The organism is Simplicispira suum (genome assembly GCF_003008595.1).
Classification (GTDB): domain Bacteria; phylum Pseudomonadota; class Gammaproteobacteria; order Burkholderiales; family Burkholderiaceae_C; genus Simplicispira; species Simplicispira suum.
Genome location: NZ_CP027669.1, coordinates 2,764,587 through 2,782,452 on the forward strand (window position 1 = coordinate 2,764,587; position 17,866 = coordinate 2,782,452).

15 protein-coding genes are annotated in these 17,866 nt (G+C 65.1%); 1 reads left to right on the plus strand and 14 read right to left on the minus strand.

Going from position 1 to position 17,866, the window contains the following annotated elements; all coding sequences use genetic code 11:
* Nucleotides 1–116 precede the first annotated feature (116 nt).
* The 4 genes from flhC to C6571_RS12875 all read right to left on the minus strand — a co-directional run bounded on the left by flhC (nucleotide 117) and on the right by C6571_RS12875 (nucleotide 3,067).
* A complete protein-coding gene (gene flhC / locus C6571_RS12860; RefSeq protein WP_106447033.1) occupies nucleotides 117–692 on the minus strand; it encodes a flagellar transcriptional regulator FlhC in 576 nt (191 codons plus the stop codon).
* A gap of 43 nt (nucleotides 693–735) precedes the next feature.
* On the minus strand, nucleotides 736–1,065 hold the full coding sequence (gene flhD / locus C6571_RS12865; protein ID WP_106447034.1) for a flagellar transcriptional regulator FlhD: 330 nt from the start codon (nucleotides 1,063–1,065) through the stop codon (nucleotides 736–738).
* Nucleotides 1,066–1,321: 256 nt separating this feature from the next.
* Complete coding sequence (locus C6571_RS12870; protein WP_106447035.1) at nucleotides 1,322–2,155, minus strand: alpha/beta fold hydrolase; 834 nt, start codon at nucleotides 2,153–2,155, stop codon at nucleotides 1,322–1,324.
* Between the two features lie 81 nt (nucleotides 2,156–2,236).
* A complete protein-coding gene (locus C6571_RS12875) occupies nucleotides 2,237–3,067 on the minus strand; it encodes a proteasome-type protease (RefSeq protein WP_106447036.1) in 831 nt (276 codons plus the stop codon).
* Nucleotides 3,068–3,180: 113 nt separating this feature from the next.
* Between C6571_RS12875 and C6571_RS12880 the strand changes: the two genes are divergently transcribed.
* Nucleotides 3,181–4,380, plus strand: coding sequence for an alpha/beta hydrolase family protein (locus tag C6571_RS12880; RefSeq protein ID WP_245901275.1), 1,200 nt, complete (start codon nucleotides 3,181–3,183; stop codon nucleotides 4,378–4,380).
* Between the two features lie 2 nt (nucleotides 4,381–4,382).
* On the opposite strand, the gene pgm is transcribed toward C6571_RS12880, so the two are convergent.
* The 10 genes from pgm to C6571_RS12930 all read right to left on the minus strand — a co-directional run bounded on the left by pgm (nucleotide 4,383) and on the right by C6571_RS12930 (nucleotide 17,842).
* Entirely contained in the window at nucleotides 4,383–6,047 is a 1,665-nt protein-coding gene (gene pgm / locus C6571_RS12885; protein WP_106447038.1) for a phosphoglucomutase (alpha-D-glucose-1,6-bisphosphate-dependent), read from the minus strand.
* Nucleotides 6,048–6,050: 3 nt separating this feature from the next.
* On the minus strand, nucleotides 6,051–8,189 hold the full coding sequence (tkt, locus tag C6571_RS12890; protein ID WP_106447039.1) for a transketolase: 2,139 nt from the start codon (nucleotides 8,187–8,189) through the stop codon (nucleotides 6,051–6,053).
* Nucleotides 8,186–9,865 (minus strand): glucose-6-phosphate isomerase, encoded by a 1,680-nt coding sequence (gene pgi, locus C6571_RS12895; RefSeq protein ID WP_106447040.1) that lies wholly within the window; start codon nucleotides 9,863–9,865, stop codon nucleotides 8,186–8,188. Before pgi ends, tkt begins: the two co-directional genes overlap by 4 nt.
* Entirely contained in the window at nucleotides 9,862–10,953 is a 1,092-nt protein-coding gene (tal, locus tag C6571_RS12900) for a transaldolase (RefSeq protein WP_106447041.1), read from the minus strand. The genes pgi and tal overlap by 4 nt, the downstream gene beginning before the upstream one ends.
* Nucleotides 10,950–12,377: a glucose-6-phosphate dehydrogenase gene (gene zwf / locus C6571_RS12905; protein WP_106447042.1), complete on the minus strand. Its 1,428-nt coding sequence runs from the start codon at nucleotides 12,375–12,377 to the stop codon at nucleotides 10,950–10,952. The genes tal and zwf overlap by 4 nt, the downstream gene beginning before the upstream one ends.
* 1 nt (nucleotide 12,378) lies before the next feature.
* The gene (gene gnd, locus C6571_RS12910; protein WP_106447043.1) at nucleotides 12,379–13,416 is read right to left on the minus strand and encodes a phosphogluconate dehydrogenase (NAD(+)-dependent, decarboxylating); all 1,038 of its coding nucleotides are present in this window, start codon (nucleotides 13,414–13,416) and stop codon (nucleotides 12,379–12,381) included.
* 203 nt (nucleotides 13,417–13,619) lie between these two features.
* Nucleotides 13,620–13,886: a hypothetical protein gene (locus C6571_RS12915; RefSeq protein ID WP_106447044.1), complete on the minus strand. Its 267-nt coding sequence runs from the start codon at nucleotides 13,884–13,886 to the stop codon at nucleotides 13,620–13,622.
* A gap of 17 nt (nucleotides 13,887–13,903) precedes the next feature.
* Nucleotides 13,904–17,209 carry a class I SAM-dependent DNA methyltransferase gene (locus tag C6571_RS20005; protein WP_245901276.1) on the minus strand — a complete coding sequence of 1,102 codons (3,306 nt, stop codon included), beginning with the start codon at nucleotides 17,207–17,209 and terminating at the stop codon, nucleotides 13,904–13,906.
* A gap of 18 nt (nucleotides 17,210–17,227) precedes the next feature.
* Nucleotides 17,228–17,542 (minus strand): CcdB family protein, encoded by a 315-nt coding sequence (locus tag C6571_RS12925; RefSeq protein ID WP_106447045.1) that lies wholly within the window; start codon nucleotides 17,540–17,542, stop codon nucleotides 17,228–17,230.
* Nucleotides 17,543–17,842 (minus strand): hypothetical protein, encoded by a 300-nt coding sequence (locus C6571_RS12930; RefSeq protein WP_146139334.1) that lies wholly within the window; start codon nucleotides 17,840–17,842, stop codon nucleotides 17,543–17,545.
* Nucleotides 17,843–17,866: the final 24 nt, after the last annotated feature.

The following is a 17,866-nucleotide window of genomic DNA, read 5'->3' on the forward strand; positions in this document are numbered from 1 at the left end:
CGGTGATGCGGTGATGCGGTGATGCGGTGATGCCGTTATACGCCGAATTTGCTCTTATTTTGATAGCTGAAAGCGCTTGCTGAATAAGCGCCAGAGCCAAAAACTAATTGAAATTTTCAGTGCAGCATCAAGGCGCCGCTGGTCTTGCTTTTGCCCGCGCGCGCCGGTGGGTTGCACAGGCCGCAGACGTAACCACGGTTCTCGTACAGCTCGGTGACAAACTGGCCCTTGCAGTCGCTGCATTGGGTGCGGGTGAGCATGCCGGCGTCGACAAACTTCACCAGGCGCCAGGCGCGGGTGAAAGACAGCAGGGGTTCTACCTGGGCGATCTCGATCTGCTCGTTGTAGAGCCGATAGGCTTTGGTGAGCAGTTCGACCGAGTCCAGCTCCATGCCCTTGCCCAGGTATTCGTAGATGTTGAGGAACAGCGAGCTGTGGACGTTTTCCTGCCAGGTCAGGAACCAGTCGGTCGAGAACGGCAGCTGGCCTTTGGATGGCGACTTGCCCGCGATCTCCTTGTAGAGCCGGATCAGCCGCTCGTAGGACAGCGTGGTTTCCGATTCAAGCACCTGCATGCGTGCGCCCATGCCGATAAGCAGGGCAGCGCGTTCGATCTGGCGCGATTCGTTCAGCACACTCTTGGGAGCGGCGCGCTTGGGGGTGCTGACGGTGGTGTCGGTCGTTGTGGTCATGGCGTTCTCTGTCAGGTGAGGTGGAGAGCGAAGGGCCGGTTGCTCAGAGCACTTCGGAGACGCGGCTGGCCATCAGGATGTTGGCGTGCAAGGTGTTGGTGGCTTCGTTGCCCACTTTGCGCGGCGTGTCGTGGTTGGTCAGCAGACCCCAGACCAGGCTGTCGTCCACGCGGAAGCTGCACAGCAAGGTGTTGCGCGACGCAATCTTCATCACCTGCGCCGCAGAGAGCGAAACCAGCAGGTCGGCCGCTTCTTCGTTGAGCCCGAGACGGAACACCGCCTCGGCCTTGTCCTGGCGGATCAGCGTCTGCGCCAGCATCAGGTAGGTCAGGTTGGCTTCGCGGATTTCTGCGAGCACTTGTTCGTGGTTCATGGCACTTTCCTTTTCAGGTGGAGGGCACCTTGCATGCCTTATGCGTGCTTTGGTGATCCGGTGAAATGGATTGTGAAACGGGCCCAAAAGGAAATTAAGTCGGCGTCTGGCTGCGCGGCGCGTCTGGTTTCGGGAGGCCGTCTGTAGGTATTTGCCTTACAAGCGGCGGCGTGCTCGGCCGGCAATGCACAGTGGAGCGCCCTGCTGCGTACCGGTGGGCAGGGACGCCAAAAGGCGTCCTCTGCTGTGCACGGCTTTACACGCCTTGGTTCGAATCGATGGGTGCCAGAGTCGCCATGTTCAGCAGCGCAGCTTCCACCGCCGCCGCCGTGGTGTGCGGCTGCTCCATGGGGAACAGGTGCGTTCCGTCGAGCATGCTCACGCGTCCACGCGCTATGCGGTTGGTCATGGCCATGCCCACCTGCTGCATCTCGACCGACGAGAGCCCGCCAATGAAGGCGGCCGGGCATGCGAGTGGGTGCTTGCGCAGCAGCGTGGCCAGGTTGTGTGGCAGCGTGTTGTAGATGGCCGTCTCCACCGCGCGGTCAAAGCGCAGAACCCGCTGTCCCTCGTGGTCTTCCAGGCCGTGCGCGATGTAGTCGCGCAGCACCTGCGGGTCCCAGAGCGCAAAGGCCTTCTTGCGCGCGAAATGCTGCAGTGCTTCGTCGTCGCTGGCCCAGCGGTTGCGCCGCTGGCGGCTCACGCGGCCAGGGGACACCGCGCCCACCATTTGCGTGCGCTTGGCAACGCTCACCGCATTGGCCTTCCAGCCGCTGATCAGCGGCGAGTCCAGCATCAACACCGCGCGCGCCAGCTCTGGGTGCTGGGCGGCAGTCATCACGCTGACAATGCCGCCCAGCGAATGGCCGACGAGAAACACCGGTTCGCCGTGCTCTTGCACTTGCGCCTGCGCAAAGTCGGCCAGTTGCTGCACCAGATGCGGCCAGTTGCTGGTGACGGGGTAGCGCGGATCGTGACCAAAGCGGTCGATAGCGCTCACCCTGAATCCGCGCGCGCGCAGTTGTTTGAACAGCACGCTGTAGGTGCCACCCGGAAAGCTGTTGCCGTGGGAGAAAACGATGTGGGGCATAGATAAGGAAAGGCGGGTGCGCCAGATGGAGGTCGCGCGGGTCATTGCGGCGCCTGAAAACGGTGCGCCAGCCCAAGCGCCTCAGCGATCAAACGGGCCTGAAGTTTTGCGCAGTGGCTGGTAGCGGCAACCGGGCGCGTGCAGGGGCGACGCGCAGGTTTGCCTTTCTGCGTCCCAGTGCGGGCTCTCGATGGTGTCAAAGGCATTGCGCAATTCGGCACCCCAGCGGTCGTGCAGCATGCGAAAGTAGGGATTCCCTTCGTCAATGCACACGATTTTGTCGCTTTCGTAGCGGTTGTTTTCGTAAAGCACCATGTCCAGCGGCAGACCCACTGACAGGTTGGACTTGAGCGTGCTGTCCATGGACACCAGCGCGCATTTGGCTGCGTCGTCCAGGGATGTGTCGGGCGTGAGGATGCGGTCGAGCACCGGTTTGCCGTATTTCGACTCGCCGACCTGAAAGTAGGGCGTTTCGTCGGTGGCTTCGATGAAATTGCCTGCCGAATAGACTTGAAACAGACGCATTTGCTCGCCCCGAATCTGTCCACCCAGCACCAGCGACACGTTGAACTCGACGCCCGCCTGCCGGAGCGATTCGCCGTCGCGCTCGTGCACATTGCGCACGGCGCAGCCCAGTACGCGTGCGGCGTCGAACATGCTGTTGGCGTTCCAGATGGTTGTGGGTTCGCCGCAGTGCTCTTCGTCCACGATTTGCGTGGTTTGCAATGCCTCGCGCACCGACTGCGCAATCGACAGGTTGCCGGCCGACAACAGCACCAGGAAGCGGCTGCCCCGCTTTTCGTAGATCATCATCTTGCGAAACGAGCTGATCTGGTCCAGCCCGGCATTGGTGCGCGAGTCGGACAGGAACACCAGTCCGGCGTTGAGTTTGATGGCGACGCAATACGTCATGAATGCAAATGGGCGAAGCGAAAGACCACAAAGTGTAGTGTCCCCTGCGGCGCGCTGCTGGCGCTTCTATGATGGTCCGGATGCTTTCTACCCGTTCACTTGCCGTCCCGTCTTTGCCTTCGCACCTTGCTCCTGCTCTGCGCGCGGTGCTTTGTGGTGCTGTCCTCGCCCTGCTGGCGGCCTGTGGCGGCGGCAAAGACGACGATGAGGCCGCCGTCCAACCACCACCGCCCCCGGTCAACCCGGTGGGACGCGGCAGCTTCAAGGCCAGTGCGCCACTGGGCACTGTGGCGGCCACAGAAATCGCTGCCGCGCTGGCAGACGATGGCTCGCGGGTGCAGAACGCGGTGCCGCGTTATGCGGTGGCCTCCTGGCGACTCGAATACACGACCATCGACGCCGATGGCCGCGAAGTGCGGGCTTCCGGCCTGGTCAGCGTGCCGCAAAAGCCTGCGGGCAGCGCCAGCCCGGTGCTCAGCTACCAGCACGGCACCATTTTTCGTGACGAGGAAACGCCCAGCATGCACGCGGTGGCGGGCGAAGTGGCGGTGGTGCTGGCGTCGCTCGGCTATGTGGTGCTGGCGCCAGACTATGTCGGATTTGGCGTCTCTCGCGGCACGCCGCATCCGTATCTGCTGGCTGCGCCTACCGCAGCCGCGGTCAATGACTTCATCACAGCGGCCACCTACTGGCGTGCTCTGAGCGGGGTGCAGGACAACGGCCAGCTCTTCCTGGCGGGCTACTCCGAAGGCGGCTACGCCACGATGGCAGCGCACCGTGAACTCCAGGCCACCGGCTCGCCGCATCTGGCCCAGTTGCGCATGGCCGTGGTCGGCGCCGGGCCGTACGACGTGCAGACCACGCTCGATGGTTTGATTGACGTGGTGCGCGACAAGCAGCCGCTCCTGGGCGCGCTCATCAATCCGGGTTTCTTGCGCTATCTGGGCGGCAGTGTGCAGCGCGAGGTGCGTCGGGCCGTGCTGGGTCAGCTGATTCCGGGCGATGCCGACGTGGTCTACGACACGCGCTTTCTCGACAGCTTCTTTGCCGACGACACGCGCGCCATCGCGCAGAGCAGCAGCGTCCACGACTGGCGCCCGCAAGTGCCGGTGGCCATGTTCCATGGCCGGGACGACCAGACCGTTCCTTACGCCAGCTCGGTGAACACCCTGCAAGCCATGCGGAAACAGGGTGTGGGCGACCTGGTTTCGCTCACCGACTGCCAAGCCACGCCGGCAGGCCACATTCCTTGCGTGCCGCCGTTTGTGGAGTTCATGCTGGGGCGCGTTGGCGCCGTGGCGCAGGGCCTGTAGCTTCAGCTGCTTGCTGCCTGCAAGGCGGCGTCCACCGTCTTTTGTGCCTCGGCCAGAATCTGCGCCAGATGCTCGGTCCCGCGAAAGCTCTCGCCGTAAATCTTGTAGATGTCTTCCGTGCCGGAGGGCCGCGCGGCATACCAGCCGCTGAGCGCGCTCACCTTGATGCCGCCGATGGCGGCGCCGTTGCCGGGCGCCTGGGTGCATACGGCGGTGATGGCTTCTCCGGCCAGCGAGGTGGCGGTGATCTGATCTGCTGAAAGGGCCGCCAGCGCCTGCTTTTGCTGCGCGTTCGCCGGGGCTTCCACGCGGTCTGCGAAAGGCTCTCCCAAGTCTGCCGTCAATGCCCGGTACAAGTGGCCTGGGTCGCTGCCGGTGACGGCGGTCATCTCAGCGGCTAGCAGGGCGGCAGTGATGCCGTCCTTGTCCGTTGTCCATGCCGTGGCGTCGCGGCGCAAGAAGGCGGCTCCGGCGCTCTCTTCGCCGGCAAAACCCAGGCTGCCATCCAGCAGACCTTGTGAGAACCACTTAAATCCCACGGGCACATCGAACACCTGGCGCTGCAGGCGCGCGGCCACGCGTTCGATCAGCTCGGTGGTCACCACCGTCTTGCCGACGGCCGCGTGGGCGCTCCATTGCGGCCGGTGGCAAAAGAGGTAGTCGACCACCACCGACAGATAGTGGTTGGACGCCAGCAAGCCCGCGCCGGGCGTGACGATGCCGTGCCGGTCGTGGTCGGTATCGCAGGCAAAGGCAATGTCGAAGCGGTCTTTCGCCGCAATGAGCCGCTCCATGGCAAAGCGCGATGACGGGTCCATGCGAATCTGCCCGTCCCAGTCCAGCGTCATGAAGCCAAATTGCGGGTCTACCACCGTACTTAGCACGGAGAGGTCGATCTGCCAGCGCTCGGCAATCGCCGGCCAGTAATGCACGCCGGCGCCACCCAGCGGGTCCACCCCAAGGCGAAGGCCCGAAGCGCGAATCCACTCCATGTCGATGACCTTGTCCAGATCGTCCACGTAATGGCGCAAAAAATCATGGTGGTGCGTGGTGCTGGCCCGCAGCGCCTGTGCAAGCGGTATGCGGCGCACGCCTTGCAGCCCTTGCTCCAGATAACGGTTCGCCGCCGCGCCGATGGCCTGGGTGATGTCCGATCCGGCCGGGCCGCCGTGTGGCGGGTTGTACTTGAAACCGCCGTCGCGCGGCGGGTTGTGCGAGGGCGTGACGACAACGCCGTCGGCTTGAGCGGTGTTGGTGTTGCCACTGCGGTTGTGCGCAAGGATGGCGTGCGACACGGCCGGTGTCGGGGTGAACTCGCCGCCCGGCGCCAGCATCACGTCCACACCATTGGCAGCCAGCACTTCAAGCGCGCTGTCGCAGGCGGGCTGGGACAGCGCGTGCGTATCGATGCCCAGGAACAGCGGCCCGGCAATGCCCCGCGCGCGGCGGTGGTCGCAAATGGCCTGTGTGATGGCCAGAACATGCCATTCGTTAAACGATACGTCGAAGGACGAACCACGGTGGCCCGAGGTGCCAAACGCCACGCGCTGCGCCGCCACGCTGGGGTCGGGGCGCTCCGAAAAATAGGCGGCCAGCAGCTTGTCCACATCGATCAGAACGGACGCGGGTGCGGGTTGACCGGCCAGGGGGCTTTGGTGCGTACCCATGGCCTACGACTTGGCTGTGTGGCGGTGCAGCTGCTCTTGCGCAGCGCGCACCACATGCGCGGCGTCGAATCCAAAATGCGCCATCACGTCCTTGCCCGGCGCCGACATGCCAAACGAGTGCATGTCCAGAATGGCCCCGTGCCGGCCCACGTACCGCTCCCAGCCCAGGCCCGAGCCCGCTTCTACCGAGACGCGCGCCTGCACCGCGTCGGGCAGCACGCTCTCTTGGTAGGCTGCGTCCTGGCGCTCGAACAGCTCCCACGACGGCATGCTGACGACACGGGCGCGCACCCCGTCCTTCTTCAGTTGCTCGAAAGCGGTGATGCACAGCGCCACTTCGCTGCCAGTAGCCAGCAGCAGAACGTCAGGCCTGCCGCCTTCGCAATCGGCCAGTACGTAGGCGCCTTGGGCCACGCCAGCCGCGCTTGCGTACTGCGTGCGGTCCAACGTTGGCAAGGCCTGGCGCGAGAGCACCAGGCTGGTCGGGCAGTCGCTCGTCTGCATGGCAATGCGCCAGGCTTCCACCGTCTCGTTCGCGTCTGCCGGGCGCAGCACGACCATGCCGGGCATGGCGCGCAGCGAGGCGAGTTGCTCGATCGGCTGGTGCGTGGGGCCGTCTTCACCCAGGGCAATCGAGTCGTGCGTCCACACATAGTTGACCGGCAGGCCCATCATGGCGGCCAGGCGCATTGCGCCGCGCGCGTAGTCGGTGAAGATCAAAAAACCCGCCCCAAACGGCCGCAGCCCGGCCAGCGCCATGCCGCTCACGGCCGCGCACATGGCGTGCTCGCGGATGCCGAAGTGAAAGTTGCGTCCGGCGTAACCGCGAGCGTCGGCCCTCGCAGGCTCGCCGCTGTCTGCAAGCGACCCTGGTTCGAAGACGCCGGCAAAGTCGAAGCTCAGCGTGGTTTTGGTCGAGGGCGCCAGGTCTGCCGCGCCGCCCAGCACCCAAGGCACCTGCTTGGCAATCGCATTGAGCACCTTGCCCGCCGCGTCGCGGGTGGAGACGCCTTTGGCATTGGCTTCAAAGTTTGGCAATGCCGCGTCCCACCCTTCGGGCAGCATGCTGGCTTGCATGTGGGCAATTTGCAGCGCCAAGTCTGGGTACTGCGCCTGGTATTTTTTGAAGAGCGTCTTCCACGCTGCGTGCGCGTCTGCGCCACGCTGGCCGAACTGCGCTTGGAAATGCGTGGGCACTGCGTCCGGCACCAGAAACTTCGCATCCGGGTCCCAGCCGTAGAACTCTTTGGCGAGCCGCACTTCCTCCTCGCCAAGCGCTTCGCCGTGCGCTTCCTTGGTGTCCTGCTTGTGCGGCGCGCCATAGCCGATATGGCTTTGCACGACGATGAGCGTGGGCAGGCTCGGCGCAGTCACAAAGGTATTCAGGCAAGCCGAGAGCTGCTCGATCGCATTGGCGTCCTGCACATGCAGCACGCGCCAGCCATAGGCCTCAAAGCGCGCACCCACGTCTTCGGTGAATGTGATGCCGGTGGCGCCTTCGATGCTGATGTGGTTGCTGTCGTAGATCCAGCACAGGTTGGCAAGCTGCAAATGGCCTGCCAGCGAAGCCGCCTCAGCGCTGACGCCTTCCATCATGTCGCCGTCGCTTGCCAGGGCGTACACCTTGTGGTCGAACAGCGAGAAGCCGGGCCGGTTGTAGGTGGCGGCCAGCCAGGCCTGCGCAATCGCCATGCCGACCGACGTGGCTACGCCCTGGCCCAGCGGGCCGGTGGTGGTTTCCACCCCGGTGGTCCAGCCGTGCTCGGGGTGGCCGGTGCAGCGGCTGCCGAGTTGGCGGAAGCTTTTGATCTCGTCGAGCGTGACTGGTTTCCCAAGCGATCCGGGTGCATCGTCCCCGCTGCCGGGCTGCACGTCGCAGAGGAACAGCAGGCCATAGAGCAGGGCGCAGGCGTGGCCCGGCGAGAGCACGAAGCGGTCCCGGTTCGGCCAGGCGGGCGCGTGCGGGTCGTAGCTCAGGTAGCGCTGCCACAGGCAGTAGGCCGTGGGCGCCGCGCCCATGGGCGTGCCGGGGTGGCCGGACTCGGCCTTTTGCACCATGTCGATGGCGAGCGTGCGCAGCGTGTTGATGCACAACTGGTCCAGCTTGGTGGCTGGCGCTGTTTTTGTCTCGGGGGCGGTCATGGTGTTTCCTTGCGCAGCTTGCGGTAGCGCTGCATCAGCGCATTGGTCGAGCTGTCGTGCGCAAGCTGCGGTGCGTCCAAGGCGGCCAGTTCTTTTGCCGTGGTGCCGGCCAGCACCTTGCCCAGCTCCACGCCCCACTGGTCGAACGAGTCGATGTTCCAGACCACGCCCTGCGTGAACACGCTGTGCTCGTACAGCGCCACCAGCGCGCCAAGGCTGTGCGGCGTCAGTCGCTCGGCCAGCAGCGTGCTGCTGGGGCGGTTGCCTTCGAAGCTGCGGTGCGGCGCTACGGCAGGGTCGGCACCGCCCGCCAGCACCTGCTGCAAGGTCCTGCCGAACGCCAGTGCCTCGGTCTGCGCGAAGCAGTTCGCCATCAGCAGGTTGTGCTGGCTGTCGCTGCCGCTGGCGTCTGGGGCCAGCGGGTTGAGCGTCTGGCAAAAACCGATGAAGTCACATGGCACGATGGGCGTGCCCTGGTGCAGCAACTGGTAGAACGAGTGCTGGCCGTTGGTGCCTGGCTCGCCCCAGACGATCGGCGACGTGGCGTAGCCCACCCGCGCACCGTCCAGCGTCATGTGCTTGCCGTTGCTTTCCATGGTGAGTTGCTGCAGGTAGGCGGGAAAGCGGCTCAGGTACTGCGCATAAGGCAGCACGGCTTGCGTCTGCGCACCGAGAAAGTTGGTGTTCCACACTGCCAGCAGGCCGATGAGCACCGGCAGGTTCTGTGCCAGCGGGGCACTTTGGAAATGCTGGTCCATGGCGTGAAAACCGGCGAGCATGTCGCGGAACTGCTCGGGACCAATGGCCACCATGAGCGAGAGACCAATGGCCGAATCCATCGAGTAGCGCCCGCCCACCCAGTCCCAGAACTCGAACATGTTTTTGGGAGCAATGCCGAACTTGGCCACGCCCTCGGCGTTGGTGGACACCGCCACGAAATGCCTGGCCACCGCTGCCTCATCACCCAGCTGCGCCACGCACCAGGCGCGCGCCGCGTGCGCGTTGGTCAAGGTTTCCAGCGTGGTGAAAGTCTTGGAGCAGACGATGAACAGCGTCTCGGCGGCGTCCAGGTCGCGCGTGGCCTCGGCCAGCGCCGTCGCATCCACGTTCGAGACAAAACGGCAGCACAGATCGCGCTGGCTGTAGTGGCGCAGCGCCTCGTACGCCATCACCGGCCCGAGGTCCGAGCCGCCGATGCCGATGTTGACGATGTTGCGAATGCGCTTGCCGCTGTGGCCGCGCCAGGCGCCGCTGCGCACTGCGTCGGCAAACGCTGCCATGCGGCGCAGCACGGCGTGCACCTCGGGCACCACATCAATGCCGTCCACCAGAATCTGCGTGCCCTCGGGCGCTCGCAAGGCCGTGTGCAGGGCGGCGCGGTGCTCGGTGGTGTTGATGGCGTCGCCGCGAAACATGGCGGCTATGCGCGCTGGCAGGCCGCACTGCTCGGCCAGCGCCAGCAGCAGGCGCAGCGTCTCGTCTGTCACGCGCTGTTTTGAATAATCGAGGTACCAGCCTGCCGCTTCCGCCGTCAGGCGCTCGCCGCGCTGCGGGTCCTGCGCAAACAGCTCGCGCAGGTGCTGCGCGCGCACATGCGTGTGGTGTGCGCCAAGCGCCTGCCAGGCAGGGGTGCGCGTCAGATCTGCGGACGCGGCTTCGCTCAAGAAATCGTTCATGGCTGTGATGTTCTGCCCAGTGGTTTCGCCTTGGCTTGCAGGTTTTCCAGCAGCTTGCTCCAGGACTGCGAAAACGACGCCGCCCCTTCGCGCTGCAATTGTTCGGCCAGAGCGTCCACGTCGACCCCTGCTTCGCGGCAGGCGGTAACCGTGGCGTCGGCATCCCCGCCGTCGTTCCTCAGGTGCTGCTGGACCTTTCCATGGTCTGACAAGGCAAACAAGGTCTTTTCCGGCAAAGTGTTGATGGTATCGGGCGCAGCCAGCGCCTCCACGTACAAGGTGTCGGGGGCCGCCGGGTCCTTGGTGCCGGTGCTGGCCCACAGCAGGCGCTGCACCTGCGCGCCGTCGGCGGCAAGGCGGTGCCAGCGCGACGAGGCCAGCAGCTCCCGGTAGGCGCGGTAGGTTTGCGCGGCCACCGCGATGCCCAGGCGGTTGTGCAGCGGCTCCGGCAGCGTCTTGTTGGCAGCCACGTCCCAGCGGCTGACGAAAAGCGAGGCGACCGAACGCACCTTTGTGTCCAGCCCTGCGGCGATGCGCCGCTCGATGCCGCGCAAATAGGCCTCTGCCGAAGCCTGGTACTGCGCCGCCGAGAACAGCAGGGTGACGTTGACCGGAGCGCCGGCAAAGATCGACTCTTCGATTGCCACCACGCCTTCCGGGGTGCCCGGAATCTTGATGAACAGGTTCGGCCGGTCGGCCAACTGGTGCAGGTGCTTGGCCGCAGCGACCGTGCCCTGGGCGTCGTGCGCGAGCAGGGGCGATACCTCCAGCGACACCCAGCCGTCCATGCCATCGGTGGCGTCGAACGTCGGGCGAAACAGGTCGGCGGCGCGGCGCAGGTCGGCGATGGCCAGGTCGAAGAACAGCGCCTCCCCGGTCTGGCCCTTGGCACTGCCGCGTGCGATGGCCTCGTCGTAGGCGTCCGACTTGCCGATGGCATGCTCGAAGATGGTCGGGTTCGAGGTCAGCCCGGTGATCGAATATTGCGTGATGTAGCGCGCCAGCGCGCCGCTGTCGATCAGCGGCCGCGTGATGTTGTCGAGCCACAGGCTCTGGCCCAGCTCGTGCAGTTGTTGGGTCGGGTTCATAGCGTGTCCTTTGCGTCAACGGCTTTCGCCATCGGGTTGTTCCAGCCGCCGTGCTGCGCCATGAGCGCATCGGCGGCGGCGGGGCCCCAGCTGCCCTGTGGGTAGGGTGTTGCAGGGGCATGCTTGGTGAGCACCGGGTCGACCACGCGCCAGGCGGCCTCAATGGCGTTTTCGCTGGCGAACAAGGCCGGGTCGCCCGCCATGGCGTCGCCCAGCAGGCGTTCGTAGGGGCTTTGTTCGCCTGCCTCTTCTTCGGCCAGCACCAGTTCTTTCTGCTCGCCGGTGAAGGCTTTGCCCGCACGTTTGACGCGCGCTGCCAGCGCGATCACCGAATGCGGCGAGAGGCGAAAACGCAGGTGGTTCACGTCGGTGCCACCGGAGACGGCGTCGTCAAACAGCCCGACTGGTGGGGGGTGTAGCCGCACCAGCACTTCGCAGGCGGTTGTGGGCAGGCATTTGCCGGAGCGCAAGAACCAGGGCACACCGGCCCAGCGCCACGAATCAATGTGCAGCCGCAGCGCGCAGAACGTCTCCACGTCAGAGTCTGCCGCCACCTGCGCCTCATCGCGGTAGCCTTCGTACTGGCCGCGCACCAGGTCGTCGGGGTTGAGCGGCCGTATGGCATTCAGGACCTGGAATTTTTCCGCCTGCACCGCGCTGAAGTGCTGGCCACCGGGCGGCTCCATCGCCAGCAGGGCGACGATTTGCAGCAAGTGGTTTTGCACCACGTCGCGCAGGCACCCGGCACTTTCGTAAAAACTGCCGCGCCCTTGCACGCCAAAACTTTCTGCCAAGGTGATCTGCACACTTTTGACATGCTGGCGGTTCCACAGTGGTTCCAGGAAGGCGTTGGCAAACCGGAAGTAGAGCAAGTTCATGATCGCTTCCTTGCCCAGGAAGTGATCAATGCGGTAGATGGCGTCGTCCGGGAACACTTCGCGCGCCACGGTGTTGAGGGCACGGGCCGAAGCCAGGTCGCGGCCAAAGGGCTTTTCGATAATGACGCGGGCGTCTTTGGCAAGACCTGCGGCGCCCAGGCTGCGAATGACCACGGCGAACAGGGCGGGCGGAATGGCCAGGTAATGGGCGGGGCGCTTGGCGGCTCCCAGCGCTTTCTTCAGTGCATCAAAGGTCGCGCTTTCCTTGTAGTTGCCGCTGACGTACTGCAGCTGCGCGAGGAAGCTGTCCATTGCGTCGGCCTGGGCCGCGACGCCCGCCGCCTGCACGCTGGAGCGTGCACGCTCGCGAAACTCGTCCTGGCTCCAGGGCGACGAGGCCACGCCGATGACCGGCAGCTTCAGCTCGCCGCGCAAATGCAAGGCGTAGAGCGCCGGAAAAATCTTCTTGTGCGCCAGATCCCCGGTAGCGCCAAACACCACCAGAGCGTCGGCGTGGGTGTGTGGATGCGTGTCGGCCTCTGCCATGTCAATGTCCTCCCTTTGGCGTGGCGGGGCCGTCCTTTTCCACATGCCCGCCAAACTCGTGCCGCATGGCCGATTGCACGCGGTTGGCAAAGTCCGACTCGCCGCGCGAGCCAAAGCGGGCGTAGAGCGCAGCGCTCAGCACCGGTGCCGGCACCGCAGCGTCAATGGCGGCCTGCACCGTCCAGCGGCCCTCGCCGGAGTCCGACACACGCCCTGCGAAGCCATCGAGCTTGGGGTCGGCAACCAGTGCCTCGGCGGTCAGATCCAGCAGCCACGAGCCAATCACGCTGCCGCGCCGCCACAGTTCGGTGATTTCGGGCAGGTCGAGTGCGTACTGGTAATGCTCGGGGTGCCGCAGCGGCGTGGTCTCGGCGTCGACCGCGTGATCGCGTTTGCCAATATCGGCGTGGTGCAGGATGTTCAGCCCCTCGGCGTAGGCGGCCATGATTCCGTACTCAATGCCGTTGTGCACCATCTTCACAAAGTGCCCGGCGCCGTGCGGGCCGCAGTGCAGCCAACCGCGCTCGGCCGTGCCGCTGCCCGCCTTGCGGCCGGGCGTGGGGGCAATGGCGCCGGCGCCGGGCGCAAGTGTTTCGAAAATCGGGGCCAGGCGGCCCACCGTCTCTGCCTCGCCGCCCACCATCTGGCAGTAGCCGCGCGTGAGGCCCGCCACGCCGCCACTGGTGCCGACGTCGAGGTAGTGGATGCCCTTGGCCTGTAGCGCAGCGGCGCGGCGCAGGTCGTCGTGGTAGTACGAATTGCCGCCGTCAATCACGGTGTCGCCGGGGCTGAGCAGCGGCTGCAGATCGTCCAGCACACCATCGACCACAGCAGCCGGCACCATGAGCCAGATCGCGCGCGGCGCGCTGAGCGCAGAGACAAAATCTTGCAGGCTGGTGCTGCCCGTAGCGCCCAGGGCCACCAAATCCTTTGCAGCCTGCGGGTTGTGGTCGTGCACCACGCAATCGTGCCCGCCGCGCAGCAAGCGGGTGACCATGCTGGCCCCCATGCGTCCCAATCCAATCATTCCGAGCTGCATGCCATCGTCCTGTTCTTCCGCGTCGACTGGGGTTTTCTATGCGTTCGCAGCTGTCGTCGGCACGGGAAGGTGGGCAGTCAAACGTGGCAGCACCCGAGCGTGTGAGGGTTCAGGTGCGGCAACCATGCTAGACCTTGCACCAGCGCATGGCTGTCGGCCAAGACCGACAGTGGCACTGCGCATGGGGGTTTGGCTTGTTGGGGCTAATCGGTTTCCCAGAAGGCTTCGATCAGATCGCCCTTGGCATCCAGCAGCCACCATTCGATCACCACGCCGCGCCGCCCCACGCCCAGAATGCCCAGCGCGCCGCGCGGGGCTGAACGGCTGGGGCAGCGCCAGAGCTGGTCGCCAGGCTGCGCGATGGCCAGCACCGCCTGGCGCACGCTGGCGGGCACTTCGGGGGCGTGCACGTCCACGGCCCGGTCTTCGTCGTCGGCTCGGCCTTCGGGCGGGTGGGCAGGTGCTGACATGCCGTTTGGTTTCTCAATCAGGGGTTCTCAGAGGCGCTGCGCGACAGATTCAGCGCCAGCAGGCGGCGCAGGATTTCGTCGTCCGGCATTTCCGGCGTGTAGTCGTCCCAACCATAGGCCGCCGCCACGGCCGCGTCGAGCTGCCCATGCGCCGCAGCCAGCCAGGCGGGCCGCTGGTTGTAGAGCTTGGTGAGGGTGCGCTGGGCCAGCTCCTTTTCAAACCCTGCCTTGGCCACGATGCGGTCGGGGTAGGGCGACGCGTCCATGCCCAGCGGCACCACTTCGGGCACGCGGGTTGTCCATTCGGGCGGGTTCAGCCAGGCTTCGCGCAGCGTGTTCAGGCGGTGTGCGGCCTGGGCAATGGCGGTGGCGTGCTGTCGCAATACTATGGTTTCGATAGCTGGCTGCGCTACTCCCATAAGCGCTAGAGGCTGATTTTCTTCAAAATTCTGAGTTTTGGGCGTGCTAGGTGCACCGGGGGCTTCGGGCGTGGCGCCGGGTAGCCCGGCTGGAATCAGCGCGCCGCCTGCGACTGCTTCTGTGCGCTGGTGGGCGGTGTCGAGCGGGGTGAGGCCGGCGGGGAAGGGGAAGGTTTCGAAGCAGGTGGTGGGGGTGTAGCGGGCGTCATTGCCGACGCCTAGCCACGTCCCCATGTGCATGGACCAGAGCTCATGGAGACGGCTGTGGAGGATGCCAAAAGTGGTGTCGTCGGCGCGGGCGATGGCGATCACGGTTTGATGAGGCCATGTCTGGGTGTGTTGCCACACCCAGTTGCGGTGCTTTGAGACTTGAGAGGTAGCGATATAGCGGGAAATCAAGCGAGTGGATTCGCGCCAATCTTTTCCCGAGCGTCCATGTAGCCACCAGCGCAGACGCCTCGACTCATCTCTATTTGTTTCGCGGACAGGTTTCACATGGGTCTCAACATGCGAAAACGGTTGTTCATATAAAGATGAGTCTGCTTGCGAAAGGGCGTTGAAGTCCACAACCCACACGCCTCTCGATCGGCTGGTGATGTCCTTTCCATTGGTCAAAGGGCGGACGACTTCGCTATTCGATTTTCCGTGTGGGTTGGGTATCGCCAGCCATTGCCTGGCGACAGATCCTTCCACATCAAAGTTGCCCACTAGAACCGGGCCTTGAAAGCTGGTGCGCCCGTTTTCCGGCAGGCGCTGCGCATCCGTGAGGTCTCCCGTTTGCTCGGCGTTGAAAGTCAGACCGGCCTGGATGCTGCTGACTTTTGCACTGTCTAGCTGCGCTGCTTGTTCTGACTTTCCGAATGCGAGCAACGACACGCGAACCGCCGCGCCGTTGTTCACCCACGCTTCATCGCTCCAAGCCTCGAAAATCCGCGTCTCTGTGCAGATGGCGTCCAGAACCTTGCGGTTGGCGCCTCCCCGAATCGAGTTGGTCGCCACCAGGCCGGCGCGCTGCAACTCCCCGGCGGCGATCTGCGCGCGGGCCTTGTCGAACCAGTAGCACACCAAGTCGGCGCCTCCGGGTACGCGGCCTGCGTAGGTGGCGCGCAGGGCAGTGGTGGCGGCGTCGCCCAGCTCGGCGCGCATCTTCTTGTCGCCCAGAAACGGTGGGTTGCCAATGACCACGTCCGCGCGCGGCCAGGAGGCTTCGTGCGGTTTGGCGGTGGTGGTGCCCTGTGGTCCGGGTTTGGGGTCGGAGCCCGAGTTTCGCTGCGCGAAATCGGGATCCGACCCCAAAGCCTGCGCCGCGCTGGTGGCGCTCAAAGCCTGCGCCGCGCTGGTGGCGCTCAAAGCCTGCGCCGCGCTGGTGGCGCCCAAAGCCTGCGCCGCGCTGGTGGTGCTCAAAGCCTGCGCGGTGCCGTGCGGGAAATTTGGGTCAGACCCTGCCGGCTCGGCGGGCCAGGCCAGCAGGGCGTCGCGGCATTCGATGTGTTCCAGAGCGTCGAGCACGGGGTTCATCTTGAATTCGTAGCCGTGCGCCAGCCGCCATTGCAGCTCGCCAATCCAGATGGTGACACGGGCGAGTTCGGCGGCGTATTCGTTCAGTTCGATGCCCAGCACGTTGTGCGGGCCGGTGACGAGGTCGGCCTCGCGGTCCAGGCCCAGCTCGGCGGCTTGCAGGTGGCTGCGGTGCTCGATGTCTTTCAGGCACTTGAGGGCCAGGAAGAGGAAGTTGCCGCTGCCGCAGGCCGGGTCGAGCGCGCGGTAGTGTTTCAGGCGGTCGAGCCAGGTGATGAAGTGCTGGTGCGCGGCGCGGTAGTGTTTGTCGCCTTTTTTGGTTATTTTGGCCGCCAGCGCTTGTATTTGCTGCGCAACCAGCTCCCATTCTTGTAGCAAAGGCCTGCGGATAACCGGGTCGATCAGGCGCTCGATGGTGGCCGGGTCGGTGTAGTGCGCGCCGAGCTGGCTGCGTTTGGCCGGGTCAAGCCCGCGCTCGAACAGGGTGCCGAAGATGGAGACGTCGATGGCGCTCCAGTCGAGTTCGGCGGCGCGGCGCAGTTCGGCCAGGTCGGGCGCGCTGAGCTGGGGCACGGCGATGGTCTGAAACAGCCCGCCGTTGAACCACGGGATGTCGTCCACACCGTACAGGCCACCGCTTTGCATGGCGGCAAACAGCTGCGTGAGGCCTTGGCTCAGGCGCTCGGGCGTGGCAGTTTTGTTGTTCAGCAGCCGCTCGAACATGCGGCTGGGCAGCAGGCCCACGTCTTCGGCAAAAAAGCAGAACAGGCATTGCGTGAGGAAGTGGGCGACTTCGTTGGCGCGCTGCTGCACGGCGGGCGCGGCAGCGCCGGGTGCGCCGCCGCGCTGGCGCAGGCCTTCGGCCAAGGCGGCAAAACTGCGCGCGGCGGCTTCGGTGATGTCGCGGCTGGTCTGGCGCGGTTTGAAGCTTTTGGGGTTCAGCCAGATGCGGCGCAGCAGGGCCAGGTTTTCGGGCTGGTCCATCTCGGCAATGCGTACTTCGTGCGTTTCGCTCGGGTGGCCGGTGAACTGCGTGTGGATGCGAATGGTGAGCCGGTCGGACACCACCAAAATGGGCGGGTTCGCCAGGGCCAGGCTGTAGGTGAGCAGTTGCTTGAGGGCTGCGTCCAGGTTTTTGCCGGGCGCCTTGTTCTCCCACGCGAACACGCCGCGCATGAAGACGTCGGCATAGCCGGTCTTGCCGCCGATGACCGCGCTTTTTTCTTCAAAACGGTAGCCCTCGGCACTGCCGGGCTTGGGGACATCGAGCAGCTCGCACAGGTCGAGAAAGTGGCTTTGCGCGCCTTGCTCTTCGTTGAGCGCGTAGGCGGGGCCGGGGACGCCGCCGGGCGTTCCCCATTTGGCGATGAAGTCTTGAGGGGTCATGGCGGGGCAGGTTTTGAATTAATAGCCGCGCAGCAGCATGTCGAGTGCGGTCTCTATTTCCAGCATCTGCGCTTTGGCGCTGTTGCAGCTTTGGCGCAACTCAGACTGCAAGAAAACGGCAATGCCCAGAGGGTGCAGGTGCACTGTGTGGTGGCTCACCACAATGGCCGGGTTGAAGCGCGCGGTCATGCCCGGGAAGGCGCCGGGCCGGGCCAGCGGGACGCAGACGCGCTCGGCAAATTGGTAGAGCAGATCGCTCTGGATTTCCAGCACAAAGGGGAAGTCGGCCCGGTCGGGCTCTATGGGGTTGGGGTAGATGTCGAAGCGCGCCACTCATACCCCTTCGCTGCGCCAGCGGCGCACGCGCTGAGAGTAAGGCTCGCGCTCAGTCGCCCAGGCGTTGTATTGGGCAATTTGCTCGGCGTGCTGCTCGGCCCATTGCGCGGTGTGCGCGGTGGGCACGGGCTTCGCGCCGTAGCGGGCGGGCTCCTCTTGCACCGATGGGGTGGCCGGCACCACCTTGACGGGGCGCATCACGATGCTGCCGTCCGCCAGAGTCTCGACTTGAAACAACTGCCCGGCGTACTTCTTGCCCAGCGATATCTGGCCGCTGGCGCCGACTTCCTTCAACATGGCATGGCTCCTGTTGCGCGTCAT